General features: G+C 59.7%; 10 protein-coding genes. All 10 read left to right on the plus strand.

Annotated elements, in window-relative coordinates; translation table 11 throughout:
- The first annotated feature begins 327 nt into the window (after positions 1-327).
- The 10 genes from RAN53_RS13825 to RAN53_RS13870 all read left to right on the plus strand — a co-directional run bounded on the left by RAN53_RS13825 (position 328) and on the right by RAN53_RS13870 (position 16,046).
- Positions 328-942, plus strand: a complete 615-nt coding sequence (locus tag RAN53_RS13825) for a DUF1819 family protein (protein ID WP_305797398.1) — start codon at positions 328-330, stop codon at positions 940-942.
- 129 nt (positions 943-1,071) lie between these two features.
- Positions 1,072-1,680 carry a DUF1788 domain-containing protein gene (locus RAN53_RS13830; protein ID WP_305797399.1) on the plus strand — a complete coding sequence of 203 codons (609 nt, stop codon included), beginning with the start codon at positions 1,072-1,074 and terminating at the stop codon, positions 1,678-1,680.
- Between the two features lie 143 nt (positions 1,681-1,823).
- Positions 1,824-5,543, plus strand: a complete 3,720-nt coding sequence (gene brxC, locus RAN53_RS13835; RefSeq protein WP_305797400.1) for a BREX system P-loop protein BrxC — start codon at positions 1,824-1,826, stop codon at positions 5,541-5,543.
- A gap of 96 nt (positions 5,544-5,639) precedes the next feature.
- Positions 5,640-9,302 (plus strand): BREX-1 system adenine-specific DNA-methyltransferase PglX, encoded by a 3,663-nt coding sequence (gene pglX / locus RAN53_RS13840; RefSeq protein WP_305797401.1) that lies wholly within the window; start codon positions 5,640-5,642, stop codon positions 9,300-9,302.
- 26 nt (positions 9,303-9,328) lie between these two features.
- Positions 9,329-9,634, plus strand: a complete 306-nt coding sequence (locus tag RAN53_RS13845) for a hypothetical protein (RefSeq protein ID WP_305797402.1) — start codon at positions 9,329-9,331, stop codon at positions 9,632-9,634.
- Between the two features lie 41 nt (positions 9,635-9,675).
- A complete protein-coding gene (locus RAN53_RS13850; RefSeq protein ID WP_305797403.1) occupies positions 9,676-10,647 on the plus strand; it encodes a toll/interleukin-1 receptor domain-containing protein in 972 nt (323 codons plus the stop codon).
- 41 nt (positions 10,648-10,688) lie between these two features.
- Entirely contained in the window at positions 10,689-13,319 is a 2,631-nt protein-coding gene (gene pglZ / locus RAN53_RS13855; RefSeq protein WP_305797404.1) for a BREX-1 system phosphatase PglZ type A, read from the plus strand.
- 105 nt (positions 13,320-13,424) lie between these two features.
- Entirely contained in the window at positions 13,425-15,476 is a 2,052-nt protein-coding gene (gene brxL, locus RAN53_RS13860; protein ID WP_305797456.1) for a protease Lon-related BREX system protein BrxL, read from the plus strand.
- Between the two features lie 53 nt (positions 15,477-15,529).
- Positions 15,530-15,748 (plus strand): BPSL0761 family protein, encoded by a 219-nt coding sequence (locus tag RAN53_RS13865; protein WP_305797457.1) that lies wholly within the window; start codon positions 15,530-15,532, stop codon positions 15,746-15,748.
- A gap of 61 nt (positions 15,749-15,809) precedes the next feature.
- On the plus strand, positions 15,810-16,046 hold the full coding sequence (locus RAN53_RS13870; protein WP_305797405.1) for a hypothetical protein: 237 nt from the start codon (positions 15,810-15,812) through the stop codon (positions 16,044-16,046).
- Positions 16,047-16,060: the final 14 nt, after the last annotated feature.

Below are 16,060 nucleotides of genomic sequence, written 5' to 3' on the forward strand. Positions count from 1 at the left end.
AGGTAAGCCATAAATCTGACCCCAGATTTTCTAATTTAACTGACCGACGAAATAAACGCCTCACCAAGAGAATTAATCATAAATTTTGATCTCGCAAGAAAAACTTTTAAATTCTTCGCAAGCCCTGAGTGCTATATATTGCAATACATAGCATATAAGGCTTTACTTTTTTAGCAGTACACCGAAGCAATGCCGCGTCCTCAGAAATGTTAGAAAGCCAGTCTTCAATTAAGTCCTCAGGTATACGCAAAAGAGAAGGTGTTGCACCTACGCACCAACACCCCCACCATATTCCTCTCAATAGACTACTGTGCTTTCATTACTGCCATGCCCCCCTCCCCCACCTTCCACTACAACTCCGACCTCATCGGCGGCTCGTTGATGGTGCGCGAGAGCCGCATCGTGGCGGAGCTCCTGCTGGCCGGCGTTGATGACGCGGCCTGGAGGGCGGCCATCCTCGACGAGAATCGCCTCCAGAAGGCGCGGCCGGCCACGGCCAGGCGCATGGCCCAGGCAATCCGCAAGCGGCTTGAGCGGCTTCCTGCGCCGTTTTGGCAGGTGTTGCACGATGGCGATGACCAGCTGGCCACCCAAATGGCGTTCTGTGCGGCGCTGGCCCGCAACCTGCTGCTGGTGGAGTTCCTGGAGACGGTGGTGGCTGATGCCTTCGTGACCCAGGCCGAGCGCCTTGAGCCCTACCAGTGGGATGACTTCCTCGCCGACCGTGCCTACCGCGATCCGGCCATCAACGGCTGGACCGGCTCCTCTAGACGAAAGATGGGTCAGGTGGCCTTTCGCATGCTATCCGAAGTAGGCTTGATAGAGAGTGTGCGTAGCCGCCGGCTGCGACCGCTGATGCTGCGGCCCGAGGTAGTGACCCTGCTGGAAAAGCACCACCTGATTCGGCTGCTGGACTGCCTGAGTGCCCTGGGGCCGCGTTGAACGCCATGGACCCGGGCTGGCGGTAGCGTGCCCGAAAGCCCGTTATCCACTGCAGGCCGCGGCACCAAGCATTATAAGACGCTCAACCATAACGAAAAGAACGACACCGGACGCAAGGATGAGAGCCGTATGTCACCGCTCACGCAGGGGCCGTCCCACCGCGAAGATCCTCACCTGAAGGATCGCCTCAACCAGATCGCCGAAAAGATCACCAGCCCGGCTTTCCTCTCCGGCCAGGGCCTGGGCAACGAGATCGGCTTCTGGATCTTCGACTATCCCCCCGAGCACGAGCTGCAGGTTCGCGAGTACCTCACCTTCCTGGAAGGGGTACTGTCCCGTCAGCACAGCGAGCTGACGGTCGACCACGTCAACCTGCTGCGCGTGTTGCGCGACTATCTCCATGAGCGTGGCTTTCTCGACAAGGCCATCGCCATGCAGCAGACCAAGGGCGATGCTGCGCTGCTCAAGGCGCTGCGCGGCCCGCTGCACATGGACAAGTTCGCCCCCTTCCTTATCCGACACGCGCTGTCGGACGACCCCGATATCATTCTTCTGTCAGGCGTGGGTAGCGTCTGGCCGGTGATGCGTGCCCACAGTTTGCTCAATGCGCTGCACGGCAGGCTCGGCCACAAGCCGTTGGTGCTCTTCTATCCTGGCCGCTACGACGGCCAGAGCCTGACCCTCTTCGACCAGATCGCCAGTAACCACTACTACCGGGCGTTTTCTCTCGTGCCGTGACGCATAGGCGCCCGGCTCAGTCAGTCCCCGGGGAACTCTCGATCTGAAGGCCAGCCGGCAGCCGCGCTGCCTGGCACCCGCTTTGTTGACCGCCTTGCCCCACTACGGGAGCGAGGCGTTGCCCGTTAAGGAATCGATCGGACATGCGTATCCAGGACCTCTTCCAGAAACCTTTGAACCGCCCCATCAATGGCGTGGTGAAGGCCGACCAGAAGGACCGCGAAACGGTCTACCAGGAGCTCGACGAGTACGTGGTGACCAACGAGTTGGAGAAGCACTTCCGTGCCTTCTTCGAGTCCTACGCCACGCCACTCAGTGATCCCTCCATCGCCAACCGGGTCGGGGTGTGGATCTCGGGCTTCTTTGGTTCGGGCAAGTCGCATTTCCTCAAGGCGCTGTCGTATCTGCTCGCCAACATCGAGGCCGAGGACGAGGTCGGCAACCACCGCCGCGCCGCCGAGTTCTTCGACGAGCACAAGCTCCACGACCCGATGATCCGTGCCGACGTCACCAAGGCGGTGCAGCAGCCGGCCGATGTCATCCTGTTCAACATCGACAGCAAGGCGAGCTCCAACGACGGCGGCAACCCGATCCTCAACGTCTTCCTGCGGGTATTCAACGAGTACCAGGGCTTCAGCGGCGACCACCCGCATATCGCCCACATGGAGCGCCACCTGGCCCAGCGCGGCGTGCTGGAGCGCTTCAAGACGGCCTTCCAGGAGGCCAGCGGCATGGTCTGGGAAGAGGAGCGCGACGGCTTCCAGTTCTACCAGGACGACATCGAGCAGGCGATCAGCCAGGCACTGGATCTCTCCCCGGAGGCGGCCCACAAATGGTTCGAGGATTCCGAGGAGACCTTCAGCGTCTCGGTGGAGAACTTCTGCCGCTGGGTGAAGGAGTACCTGGACGCCAAGTCGCCGACTCAGCGCATCGTCTTCATGGTCGACGAGGTGGGCCAGTTCATCGGCAGCAATACCCGGCTTATGCTGACCCTGCAGACGCTGACCGAGAACCTCGGCACCATCTGCGGCGGCCGCGCCTGGATCGTGGTCACCTCCCAGGCCGACATGGACGCCGTGCTCGGCGAGATGACTGCCGCCAAGGCCAACGACTTCTCCAAGATCGCCGGGCGCTTCAAGACCCGCCTGTCGCTGTCGAGCTCCAACTCCGACGAGGTGATCCGCAAGCGCCTGCTCGCCAAGACGCCCGAAGCCAGCGGTGAGCTGGCCCAGGTGTTCGAGGCCAAGGGCGCGGTGCTGCGCAACCAGCTCACCTTCGACCGCTCCGGCCCCACGCTCAAGAACGTCGACGGCGTGGAGAGCTTCGTCGCCAACTATCCCTTCGTGCCGTACCACTTCCAGCTGGTCCAGAAGGTCTTCGAGGAGATCCGCAAGGTCGGCGCCACCGGGGCGCACCTGGCCTACGGCGAGCGCTCCATGCTCGACGCCTTCCAGATGGCCGCCAAGGCGGTGGGGGATCAGGAGGTCGGCGCCCTGGTGCCGATGCACAGCTTCTACCGCGCCGTGGAGGGGTTTCTCGATACCGCGGTGAAGCGCACCATCGACCAGGCCAGCGAGAACATCGCGCTGGATGACTTCGACGTCGAGATCCTGCGCACCCTGTTCATGATCCGCTACGTGGATCTGGTCAAGGGCACCCTCGATAACCTGGTAACGCTCTCCATTACCCGCATCGACGACGACCGCCTGGCGATCCGCGAGCGTCTGGAAGGCACCTTGGCGCGGCTGGAGAAGGAGAGCCTGGTCACGCGCAACGGCGAGGAGTATCTGTTCCTCACCAATGAGGAGCGCGACATCACGCGCAAGATCAAGGCTACCGAGATCACCAGCAGCGACGAGAACAAGCTGCTGGCCGAGATGATCTACAAGGACCGCCTGCGCGACCGCAACAAGTACCGCTACCCCCTCAACAAGACCGACTACACCATCGGCCGCTACCTGGACGGCCACACCATCGACGGCCGCTTCCAGAGTCAGCTGCGCGTCGAGGTGGTCTCGCCGTTGGATATCGATTACGTCCAGAGCTACTCGGTCCAGAACGGCGAGGCGGGCTGCATCCACCGCAGCAATGAGAACCAGGGCCAGGTGTTGATCCGCCTGGGCGACAACAAGGCCTTCTTCGACGACCTGCGCACCTACCTCAAGACCGAGAAGTACATCCGCCTGAACGCCGCCTCCGGCGACAGCAGCGTGGAGCGTATCCTTGCCGACCGCGGTCGGGAGAACCAGGAGCGTCGCAAGCACTTGCTCGTTCGCCTGGAGGACATGCTGCTGGATGCCGATGTCTACGCCCTGGGCCAGAAGCTCGACATCAACCGCAGCAATCTAAGCACCCGCCTCGACGACGCCTGCCAGTACCTGCTGGAGAATACCTACAGCAAACTCGGCTACCTGCAGGTCCTCAACCCCGACCCCATGCGCGAGCTTGTCGCGGTGATGACCGCCGACGATATCGGTCAGCAGGCCATCGAACTCGATGGTGAGGAAGGCAACCCCCAGGCGGTGCGCGAGGTAGAGCAGTACATCGGCCTGCACGGCGGCGAGCCGGTGCCGCTCAACCCGCTGCTGGAGCGCTTCAACAACCGCCCCTTCGGGTGGCCGGTGGAGGAGACCCTGCTGATTCTTGGGCGGCTGTATGCCGCTGGAAGGCTCACCTTCCACACCGCCGGCCCGGCACTGCCCGGCAAGGAGGCCTTCGAGCTACTCAACAACAGCCGGCGGCGCAGCGAGGTGCGCATCCAGAAGAAGCGCCAGACCGATGATGCCGTGCTGCGCCAGGTGCGCAACCTCACCAAGGATCTCTTCACCAAGCTCGGGCCCTCCAGCGAGACCGAGCTCTACGGCTTCTACGTCGATCAGTTCAGCACCTGGAAGAAAGACCTGGAGGCCTACCGCAGCAAGACCGAGGTGGGCCGCTTCCCGGGCCGTGCGGCCATCGACAGCACCCTCAAGGAGGTCGAACGGCTGCTACGCATCGACGACAGCTTTGACTTCTTCAAGGCGGTGGCCGACCAGCAGGAGGATCTCCTCGATCTCGAAGAGGAGTACCGCGACCTCCACGAGTTCTTCACCAAGCAGCTCACCACCTGGAAGCAGCTCGACCAGGCGCTGACCCGCTTCCAGCCCAACCGCCCGGCGCTGGAGAAGGAGCCCGAGGCGAAGGCGGCGCTGGCCGAGCTGGACCGCATCTACGCCTCCGAGGCGCCCTACGCCATGCTGCAGAAGGTCTCCGGGTTGATCCAGACCGTCGATGAGACCAACACCCAGCTGCTGGAGCAGAAGCGCGAGCATGCCATCGGCCGGATCGACCAGCGTATCGCCAACGTCAGCGCCGAGATCGTCAAGAGCGGCATCGGCACCCCGGAGCTCAGCAACCGCCTGCTGCGCCCCCTGCAGCTGCTCAAGCAGGACATCGAAAGCGCGGCCAGCATCGCCCAGATCTACCTGCTGCAGGGTGATACCGCCAATGACCGCGAGCAGGAGAGCCTCGACGAGCTCCACCGCGAGCAGGAAGCCGAGGCCGAACGCCAGCGCATCGCCCGCCAGAAGGCGGATAACGGCGGCAAGCCGGACCGCGATGCCACGCCAGACGGCGAGGGTGACTCAACCCAGGGCGGCGGCAGCGGTGATACCGGCACACCGCCCGATGAAGTGCGTGAACCCGCGCCCACCCGAGTCGCCGCACCCAAGCCGGTGGCCAACGTCAGCGTCAGCCAGGTGCTCAGCCGCACCCATGAAGGGGTCTACCTGGAGAGCCAGCAGGAGGTCGATGCCTTCCTCGACGCCCTCAAGCGCGAGCTCGACGACGCCATCCAGGCCAACAAGCGCATCCGCATCCGCTAAACCGACGCTATACCGAGCAGCCCCGCCTCTCAGAGCACGGGGCCGCCATGCCTCATTTGCCAACCCCTCGGCAACCCGCGCGATCAGGAATCCAGCATGAACACAGGGAACATCAAGAAGTACGCCCCCAAGGCGCGTACCCGCTTAATCGAGACCATGACCCGCCAGGCCGCCCGCTACGGCATCACCAAGGGCCACGTGGCGCCCGCCGAGGTGCGTGGCGACGTGATGCTGATCAGTGCCCTGGATGGCCAGACCCACAGCTTCCCCAAGGCCCTGCGTGGCCCGCGCGAGGCGCTGGCCAAGTGGGTGACCCAGCTGGGCTTCGAGCAGGCCATGGAGCAGGCGGCCTACAGCTGGTTCAACCGCCTGTGCGCGATCCGCTTCATGGAGCTCAAGGGCTATCTGGATCATGGCCGACGGGTGCTCTCCCACCCGGACCACGAGGGCGGCTTCCAGATCCTCGATGACTGCCTGGAGATCGATCTGCCCGGGCTCGATACTGCCCGGGTGCGCGAACTCAAGCTCGACGGCACCCAGGACGAGGCGCTCTACCGCGAGCTACTGCTGGCCCAGTGCCACGCCTTGCACGAGGCCATGCCGTTCCTGTTCGAGCCGCTGGACGACGCCAGCGAGCTGCTGCTGCCCGACAACCTGACCAAGACCGACTCGCTGATCCGCGATCTGGTCGAGGCGATTCCCGAGGAAGACTGGCAGGACGTCGAGGTGATCGGCTGGCTCTACCAGTTCTACATCGCCGAGAAGAAGGACCAAGTGATCGGCAAGGTGGTGAAGAGCGAGGACATCCCCGCCGCCACCCAGCTGTTCACCCCCAACTGGATCGTCCAGTACCTGGTACAGAACTCCGTGGGCCGCCAGTGGTTGCAGACCTACCCGGACTCCCCCCTCAAGGGCGAGATGCCTTACTACATCGAGCCCGCCGAGCAGGAGCCCGAGGTGCAGGCCCAGCTGGACGCCATCACCCCGGCCAGCATCGACCCCGAGACGATCAAGGTGCTCGACCCCGCATGTGGCTCCGGCCATATCCTGGTGGAAGCCTACAACGTGCTAAAGGCCATCTACGAGGAGCGAGGCTACCGCTCCCGAGACATCCCCAAGCTGGTCCTGGAGAAGAATCTATTCGGGCTGGATATCGACGACCGCGCTGCCCAGCTCGCCGGCTTCGCGCTGCTGATGAAGGCCCGTGAAGACGACCGCCGCATCTTCAGCCGGGGCGTCCGCCTGAACGTGATGGCCGTGCAAAGTACCCAGCACCTGAACGCCAGCACACTATGGCGCGAGCTCAATCTGACCGGCGACTGGCACCAGGGCCAGTCCCAGAGCCTGTTCGAGGGAGAGCAGAAAGAGCTCTCCAGCAACGACAACACCTACAAGACCATCGTCGACCTGATCGAGCGCTTCCAGGACGCCAAGACCTTCGGCTCGCTGATCGAAGTGCCTAACAGCCTCGAAGCTCCGCTCAAGACCCTGCTGGAGGTGCTAACTGAGCTCAGCGATAGCGGCGACACCATGCAGAAGACTGCTGCCAAGCAGTTGATGCCGGTTGTACAGCAGGCGTGGTTACTGGCGCAGCGATATCACGCAGTGATTGCCAACCCGCCCTATATGGGCAGCAAGGGGATGAATAAAGCGCTTAAAGACCATGTCAAAAAGACATACCCGAACAGTAAAGCAGACTTATTTGCAGTTTTTATGGAGCATGCTTTCGGTTTGATAAGGGAGGGGGGATATAATGCGCAGATTAACATGCATACATGGATGTTTACTTCAAGCTTTGAAAAGCTTAGAAAGGAACTTATAAAGAACAAGGCTATAATAACAATGGCGCATCTTGGTGCAAGGGCTTTTGATCAAATCTCTGGAGAGATAGTTCAGACCGTTGCATGGGTTGTTAGTGAAAATGTCGCAGGGAAGTTTAGGCCAACTGTTTTTAGGCTTGTGGAAAAGACTGCAAGTGCAAAGCCCGTAGCTTTATTGAGGCGCGAGAATAGCTACTTCGATATTAGGCAAGAGGATTTTTCATATATTCCCGGCTCGCCGATTGCGTATTGGGCTGATCAGTATTCGGTTGAGGCTTTTAAAAAAAATCCGTTATTAGGAAGCTTGGCTTCGCCTAAAAAGGGAATGATAACAAGCGATAACGAACGCTTTCTAAGACTCTGGCATGAAGTGGATATCTCAAAATCCAGGTTTGAAGTTACGTCTAGGCAAGAATCAAAGGAAAGCGGGGGGAAATGGTTTCCATATAACAAAGGAGGCGGAAGCAGGAAATGGTACGGAAATAATGAAAACCTGATCAACTGGCAAGAAGATGGAGAAGAGGTTGTCTCTTATAATGCTATGCTATATGGCTCTGCGTCGCGACAAGTTCAGAACACATCATTTTATTTCTTGCCATCTCTTACATGGTCAGAAGTAAGCACTTCAGGGTTTTCTGTAAGGCGGACGTTCGGCGGGTGCGTCTTTGATTCAACTGGCCCTTCCATCTTTGGAGATGACCTGAGCTATATCCACGCAGTGTGCTGCTCTAGAGTGGCATCGCATTTTTTGGGCCTGATGAATTCAACGCAGCATTATGTGGTTGCTAACGTAAAATCAATTCCGGTTGTAAAACTTGGTGAAAAAGAAAAGGAAAGAGTTTGTGAAAATGCTGAAAGCTGTGTTTCCCTATCCAAGGAGGATTGGGATTCAAGGGAAACGTCATGGAGTTTTTCCAGCCTGCCACTGTTGAGACTTCATGGCTCCCAGTCAGCTATAAAGAAAAACTATGAAGAGATTCGCCACCAGTGGCAAGATAAGCTTACAAAAAGTCAGAGGCTGGAAGAAGAAAATAACCGTCTTTTTATCGAAGCCTACTGTTTGCAGGATCATTTGATACCAGAAGTGTCTCCGGCTGAAATCACTCTTACCTGCAACCCCCATTATCGCTACGGCGGCAACCGCAACGAGGAAGAGTTGGAAACTCTGCTTCAGTGCGACACGCTCAAAGAGCTAGTAAGCTATGCCATCGGCTGCATGATGGGCCGCTATTCGCTGGACAAGCCCGGCCTGATTCTCGCCAACCAAGGTGAAACCATCCAAGACTACCTTGCCCAAGTTCCTGAACCCAGCTTCACCCCGGATGACAACGCCATCATCCCTCTCACCGATCAAGAGTGGTTCCACGACGATGCCACCAACCGCTTCAGCGATTTCGTTCGCACCGTCTGGGGAGAGGAGCACCTGCAGGAAAACCTCAACTTTGTTGCCGAAAGTCTTTGTCTGCACGCCATCAAGCCAAAGAAAGGTGAAACCGCGCTGGATACCATCCGCCGCTACCTGAGTACGCAGTTCTACAAGGATCACCTGCGCACCTACAAGAAGCGGCCCATCTATTGGCTGTTCAGCTCCGGCAAGCAGAAGGCATTCGAATGCCTGGTCTACCTGCACCGCTGCAAAGAGAGCACCCTTGCCGAGATGCGTACCGACTACGTGATCCCGCTCATCGAGAAACTCGCCGGCTACGTCGAGAAGCTGGAGCAGGACAAGGAAACCAGCGCCTCCGCCGCCGAGGCCAAGCGCATCGAGAAGGAGTTGAGCAAGCTCTACAAGCAGCAGGCCGAGGTCAATGCCTTTGATGAGAAGCTCCGTCACTATGCCGACCAGCGGATCTCACTGGATCTCGATGATGGCGTGAAGGTGAACTATGGGAAGTTTGGGAATCTGTTGGCGGAGGTAAACCAAATCACCGGAAAATAAGGCCGATATAATATCAAGGAGCATTCATGATCAAGATATCAATTAACAATATCGAAAAAGATTTAGATGAAATTTCAGAGGGCTGGATTGCTGATCAGATAAATCATCAGCGTGGCATTGGTGCGGTTTGCGTCAAGGTGTATGTTAAGGCTCCGGGTATCGATCTAGCGCTTGCTTCTGCGGGATGTGGAAGTGGCCAGTCCGGAGGGAGAAAGCCCAATAGAGATGAGATGATTTTCATTGACGCTTGGCAGCAGTTTGAACTTGGGAGTTCACCAATGAATACGGGGCGTCTAATTGCATTCCTCAAACAGATCAGTCGCTATGTCTAGCTATAGATGATTGTATTTACTTTCTAACATCAGGGGGAAATATGGCGAAGCTTGTTTTTTCTTACTCACATGCAGACGAAGAGCTGCGTAACGAGTTGGAGAAGCACTTATCTCCTCTGAAGCGCATGGGGAAGGTTGATGCTTGGCATGATAGAAGAATTGTGCCTGGAGAAGATTTTGAGGGGAAGATTGACAAGAACTTCCTAGAAGCCGATATCATTTTACTGCTAGTAAGCAGTGATTTTATAAATTCCGACTATTGCTTCCAAGTAGAGATGGAAAGTGCATTGCAGCGAAATGATCGTGGCGAAGTAATAGTAATCCCTGTTATCCTTAGACCTTGTGCCTGGCATCAGCTGCCATTCGGGAAACTCCTAGCTGCTACTAAAGATGGTAAACCAGTTGTTCAATTTCCTAGTTATGATGAAGGGTTTGTTCAGGTCGTCGACGCAGTTTCAAGAGCGTTAGATAAAGTCGGCGCCCAGTCTTTCAGGCGTAACCATTTGAGCCCTGAGGCCACACAGTCATCGAGCTCTCCTGCTATTAAGGCTCCTCGCTCCAGCAACTTGGCTGTTCCCAAAAAAATCACTGATTTAGACCGAGATCGTGCTTGCAAGGAAGGGTTTGAATATTTGGTTAGATTTTTTGAAAACTCTCTTGAAGAGCTTAAGCGTAGGAATTCTGGCTTGGATATCGATTTCCAGATCCGTGACGCAGATTCTTTTTCATGCGCTATTTATAAAAGTGGACAAAAGGCTTGTCAGTGCGGCATATGGAGAAGTGATCGAAATTCCGGATTAGGGGATATTTGTTATAGCCAAAGTGGGATATCGAAAAATTCTTGCAACGAAAGCATGACTATAGATGATAACGGGCAAGTGATTGGTTTTCGCCCTCTCATGGGCGGCCATATGATGTCTGGAAATAGGGATGCCCTAATGACAAATGAAGGTATGGCCGAGCATTTCTGGGGGATGTTTATTTCCCCATTGCAGAATGCTAGTAGATATTGACCTATGGATGGAAGTAAAAAAATATCTCAGGCTGCCTTCGTATGAATACTCAAGATCTTACTCTGGGGCTGAGTCAATCCTTCTTCACTGAAGGCCACCGCCTCGTCTTCTGGTACGACGCCCCCGGCCACTTCGCCGAAGCGCTACATGACCTTTCTCTGGATGGCGTGCAGATCCTCAACATGGCCGGCCAGTCCACCTTTGGCGTGAAGCTGCGTCTGGAGCTGGAAGAGCCGGAGACGCAGACGCTGCTCTACTTCCCCTACGCCGAGCCCGCGCCGGAGGATGACTGGCTGCTGGACATCAAGCTCTACTCCGGGCGCTTCTACGCCGATCAGCTCTCGATGACCTTCAACGAGTTGGGCCTCACCCGGCATGCGCTGCGTGACCATCTGGCCCAGCGTCAGGCGTTTCTGGGCAGCCGCAAGCGTGTTGAAACGCTCAGGCGCCTGGTCACGCCGGAAATGGACGAGGATGGCCTCGACCTGGCCATGTGTGCTGCCGTGGTGGGCGCGCCCGCCGGCGATATCGCCACACTGCTGTTCCACCTCGGCGATGAGGCAGTGGCCGAGGAGACGGGGCTGGAGGGCAATCCCTCGTCGCTGGATGAGATGGCCAAGTACGCCCTGGTGCCAAGCCTGGTGCGGGCCCTGCAGTTGGAGGTGGGCTACCCCGCCAGTCAGGCGGAACTCAGTGGGGAAGCCCCTCTGCCGTTCGGCCAGCTGATGCTGCGCCTGCTGACCACCGGCTACTGCGAGAGCATCTCTGAGATCCCCGACTGGGCGCAGAGCCATGCCATCGCCTCGGTCAACGCCCGGGCCACCTCCCGGGCGCTGCTCTCCCGCTGGCGGGATAGCTCGCGCTTCTATCCGGCCTTCGATGTGATCTCCGGATGGGTGGCCGAAGCGTTGCGCATCGAGGACAAGATCCGCGACGTGCCCTTGGAGCGGCTGGCCAATGTGGCGACCTTCGAAGTCGTCGAGAAGCAGATCATCGTCGATCTGTGCCAGGCCATCCCCCAGGCCGATGTGCGCGACCTGGAGATGTTCCGCGGCATCATCGCCGAACGCCTGGACGGCTACTGGGCCTCACGCCACAAGAACGACGAGCGCCGAGCGCGCTACCGTCAGCTCTACGCCGCGCTGAGCGCCGCCATCGATCTGTTTGCTTTGCGACAGCAGCACCTCAACGGCTTCCACTACGAGAGTGTTGAGGCGCTCTACCAGGCCTACAGCACCGAGCTCTACCGCTTCGATACCGCCTACCGCCACTATGCGGTGGCCTCCGACAGCACCGGCGTGGAGCTGCTCAAGAAGCTCGATGAGGCGATGGAGCGCTGCTACGACGAGTGGTTCCTCGGCCAGCTCACCCGCAACTGGAGCGAGCGCATCGACACCGAGGGGCGCCTGCACGACTGGAAGCTGCCGCGCATCCCCAACCAGCAGCACTTCTTCCGCGACGTGGTACGCCCGCACCTGGACGCCCACCGCAACAAGCGCCTGGTGGTGATCATCAGCGACGCCTTCCGCTATGAGGCGGCCGAGGAGCTGCGCGAGCGCATCAACGCCAAGCGCTACAGCGAGGCCACCCTGGGCAGTCAGCTCGGTGTGGTGCCCAGTTACACCACCCTCGGCATGGCCTCGCTGCTGCCGCACCGTGAGCTCAGCTACCAGCCCGGCAGCGACAGCGTGCTGGTGGATGGCAAGTCCAGCCAGGGCACCGAGAACCGCAGCCAGCGCTTGAGCGCCGCCGTGAGCGGCCAGGCCATGGCCGTGACCGCCGAGGAGGTGAGGGGCTGGTCCCGCGAGCAGGGCCGGGAGACGATCAAGGGCATGCAGCTGGTCTACGTCTACCACAACGTGGTGGACGCCCGGGGGGATACCGCCAGCACCGAGAGCGAGACCTTCGCCGCGGTGGAGGACGCCATCGAGGAGCTCGATACGCTCACCCGCAAGATCCTCATGCACCTCAACACCAGCACCGTGCTGGTCACCGCCGATCACGGCTTCCTGTTCCAGCGCAGCAAGCTGGACGCCACCGACCGTACCAGCCTGACCGAGAAGCCTGCCGGCGCCTTCAAGAGCAAGAAGCGCTACGTGCTGGGGACCAACCTGCCCGATAACACCAGCGTGTGGCACGGCCACACCCGCGAGACCGCAGGCACCACCTGTGGGACCGAGTTCTGGATTCCCAAGGGCGCCCACCGCTTCCACTTCGTCGGCGGCGCCCGCTTCGTGCATGGCGGGATCATGCCCCAGGAGATCGTCGTGCCGGTGCTTACCGTCAAGCAGCTGCGTGGCGAGAAGGTCGAGAAGCGCACCCGCCGCAAGGTGGACGTGATCTCGCCCAAGGCCTCGCTGAAGATGGTCAACAACATCCAGCGCTTCGAGCTGCTGCAGACCGAGGCGGTCAGCGAGCAGCTCAAGCCTATCACCCTGGCCGTGGCTATCTTCGAGGGCGCCGAGGCCGTCTCAAGCGAGGAGACGGTGACCTTCGACAGCACGAGCGACAACATCAGCGATCGCATGAAGTCCGTGCGCCTGTCGCTGTCGGGTACCGACTTCGACCGCAAGCGCGACTACTTCCTGGTGCTGCGCGACAAGGACCTGCAGACCGAGCTTGAGCGTTACCGGGTGGTCATTGATCTGGCTTTCACCGATGATTTCTTCTAAGCCAAGGGCCCGGCTCCGCCGGCCGCTCACGATGGCACCCTGTCACCACCGTATCCTGGAGCCTCTGGCGTGACTTTCAGCATGGACAGTGAACCGCAGCCCGATATGCCACCTCACCCCGCCGCGGAGCAGGAGAGCGACCTCGACACCCTGCTCAACGCCCACTTCGCCGGCCGGGTGGTGCGCAAAGATCTGACCCAGCGGGTCAAGGAAGGCGCCAACGTGCCGGTCTATGTGCTGGAGTATCTGCTCGGCATGTACTGCGCCACCGACGACCCGGAAGTGATCGCCGAGGGCCTGAAGAACGTCAAGACGATCCTCACTGACAACTACGTCCGCCCCGACGAGGCCGAGAAGGTGAAGTCGCTGGTCCGTGAGCGCGGCAGCTTCAAGGTCATCGACCGGGTGACCGTGCGCCTCAACGAGAAGCAGGACTGCTACGAGGCCGCGTTCAGCAACCTGGGGATCAAGGATGCCGAGATCTCCGCCGGCATCGTCAAGGAGCATGAGAAGCTGCTGGTGGGCGGGATCTGGGTCATCGCCACCCTGAGCTACTACCACGAGGAGGGCCAGCGCGGTTCACCGTTCGGGGTCAGCCAGCTCAAGCCGATCCAGATGCCCCACATGAACATGGAGGAGTTGTTCGAGGGGCGACGCGGTTTCACTACCGACCAGTGGCGCGAGGTGCTGATCCGCTCCATCGGTATGGAGCCCGCCGAGCTCGACGCCGAGGTGCAGTGGCACCTGCTGGCCCGGATGATTCCGTTTGTGGAGAACAACTACAACGTCTGCGAGCTGGGCCCCCGCGGCACCGGCAAGAGCCATATCTACAAGGAGTGCTCGCCCAACAGCATCCTGGTCTCCGGTGGCCAGACCACAGTGGCCAACCTGTTCTACAACATGAGCTCGCGGCGCATCGGCCTGGTCGGTATGTGGGACCTGGTGGCCTTCGACGAGGTGGCCGGCATCTCGTTCAAGGACAAAGATGGCGTGCAGATCATGAAGGATTACATGGCCTCCGGCTCCTTCGCCCGCGGGCGGGAGCAGATGGAAGCCTCCGCCTCCATGGTGTTCATCGGCAACATCAACCAGAGCGTCGAGTCGCTGGTGAAGACCAGCCACCTGCTGACCCCGTTCCCCGAGGCCATGATCGACGCCGCCTTCTTCGATCGCTTCCACGCCTACATCCCGGGCTGGGAGATCCCCAAGATGCGGCCGTCGTTCTTCACCCAACGCTACGGCTTCATCGTCGACTACCTGGCCGAGTTCTTCCGCGAGATGCGCAAGCGCAGCTTCGCCGATGCCATCGACCAGCACTTCCGTCTGGGTGACAACCTTAACCAGCGCGATGTCATCGCCGTGCGCAAGACCGTATCCGGCCTGCTCAAGCTGCTCTACCCGCATGGGGAGTACCAGAAGGACGACGTGCGCCAGTGCCTGGAGTACGCCCTGCAGGTGCGCCGCCGGGTGAAGGAGCAGCTCAAGAAGATCGGCGGCATGGAGTTCTACGACGTCCACTTCAGCTACATCGACAAGGAGACGCTGGAGGAGCACTTCGTCTCGGTGAAGGAGCAAGGCGGCGGCGGGCTGATCCCCGAGGGCCTCGGCAAGCCCGGCGTGGTGCATACCATCGGCTTGAGCGACAAGGGCATGCCCGGGGTCTACCGCATCGAGCTCCAGGTCACCGCCGGTAGCGGTAAGCTCGCCATGTCTGGGCTGTGGAACTCCACCTCCGCCAAGGAGCAGGTCAAGATGGCCTTCGATTACTTCAAGGCCAACGCCAGCCGTATCAGTGGCTCCAGCAAGGTGCTGGAGCACGACTTCCACCTGCATGTGGTCGACCTGCAGAACACCGGCGTGCTTCGCGACCTCGCCCTCTCCAGCCTGGTGGCTTTCTCGTCCGGGTTGCTGGGCCGGCCCACCCAGAGCCAGATGGTGGTGTTAGGCGACATGAGCCTGGGTGGCAGCCTTAAGCCCGTGGAGAACCTCGCCGAGTGCCTTCAAGTCGCCTTCGACGCCGGTGGCAAACGGGTCACCCTGCCCATGGCCAGCGCTGCGGATATTCCAACCATTCCCGCCGAGCTGTTCACCAAGTTCCAGACCAGCTTCTATGCCGAGCCAGTGGATGCGGTGGTGAAGGCGTTGGGGGTGGAGTGACCTTACTGTCGCCGCCGCATGTGGCCTGATCGGGTGAGGAGATGCCGATGACCATGCCATCTGAACGCACACGCGCTGTGATTCACACTGGGGAGTTTCTGCAGGCGCTTTCGCAGGATGCCTCCCTCCCAGAATCTGTCCGCCGCCAGGCGAGGGGGCTGCTGCGTCACTACCCGTCTCGGGAAGAGACGCTACACGCCGGCCAAGTGGAAGAGCAGTTGACCGAGGGAACTCTCTTCCAGCCCACCTTCAGCTCCACGATAGATGAATAGGCCGGCTCGACGCCGCAACGCCACCCGGCGCCGCTCGCTCCGCCAACCACGAGACACCGCCATGAGCACTGAACCCGAACTGATCCAGAGCCCCCTGAGCCAGACCATCACCCGCGACGGCCACACCCTGCGGGTGGATATCTACCGGCTGGAGGAGGAGACCGACTGGCTGCTGGAAGTCGTCAACGACGATGGCACCTCCCATGTGTGGGACGACCGTTTCACTACCGACCAGGCCGCTCTGGATGCGGTACAAGAAGTGATCGACGAGGAAAGTATCTCTGCTTTTCTGGACTGATGCTGGTACCCGTT

Source organism: Halomonas sp. SSL-5 (genome assembly GCF_030708455.1).
Taxonomy (GTDB): Bacteria; Pseudomonadota; Gammaproteobacteria; order Pseudomonadales; family Halomonadaceae; genus Halomonas.

What these genes read in the sequence shown, in the direction of transcription:
- RAN53_RS13825 (WP_305797398.1), top strand. Translation starts at nt 328, where the DNA reads ATGCCCCCCTCCCCCACCTTCCACTACAACTCCGACCTCATCGGCGGC.
- brxL (WP_305797456.1), top strand. Translation starts at nt 13,425, where the DNA reads ATGCCACCTCACCCCGCCGCGGAGCAGGAGAGCGACCTCGACACCCTG.
- pglZ (WP_305797404.1), top strand. Translation starts at nt 10,689, where the DNA reads ATGAATACTCAAGATCTTACTCTGGGGCTGAGTCAATCCTTCTTCACT.
- RAN53_RS13870 (WP_305797405.1), top strand. Translation starts at nt 15,810, where the DNA reads ATGAGCACTGAACCCGAACTGATCCAGAGCCCCCTGAGCCAGACCATC.
- RAN53_RS13865 (WP_305797457.1), top strand. Translation starts at nt 15,530, where the DNA reads ATGCCATCTGAACGCACACGCGCTGTGATTCACACTGGGGAGTTTCTG.
- RAN53_RS13845 (WP_305797402.1), top strand. Translation starts at nt 9,329, where the DNA reads ATGATCAAGATATCAATTAACAATATCGAAAAAGATTTAGATGAAATT.
- RAN53_RS13830 (WP_305797399.1), top strand. Translation starts at nt 1,072, where the DNA reads ATGTCACCGCTCACGCAGGGGCCGTCCCACCGCGAAGATCCTCACCTG.
- pglX (WP_305797401.1), top strand. Translation starts at nt 5,640, where the DNA reads ATGAACACAGGGAACATCAAGAAGTACGCCCCCAAGGCGCGTACCCGC.
- brxC (WP_305797400.1), top strand. Translation starts at nt 1,824, where the DNA reads ATGCGTATCCAGGACCTCTTCCAGAAACCTTTGAACCGCCCCATCAAT.
- RAN53_RS13850 (WP_305797403.1), top strand. Translation starts at nt 9,676, where the DNA reads ATGGCGAAGCTTGTTTTTTCTTACTCACATGCAGACGAAGAGCTGCGT.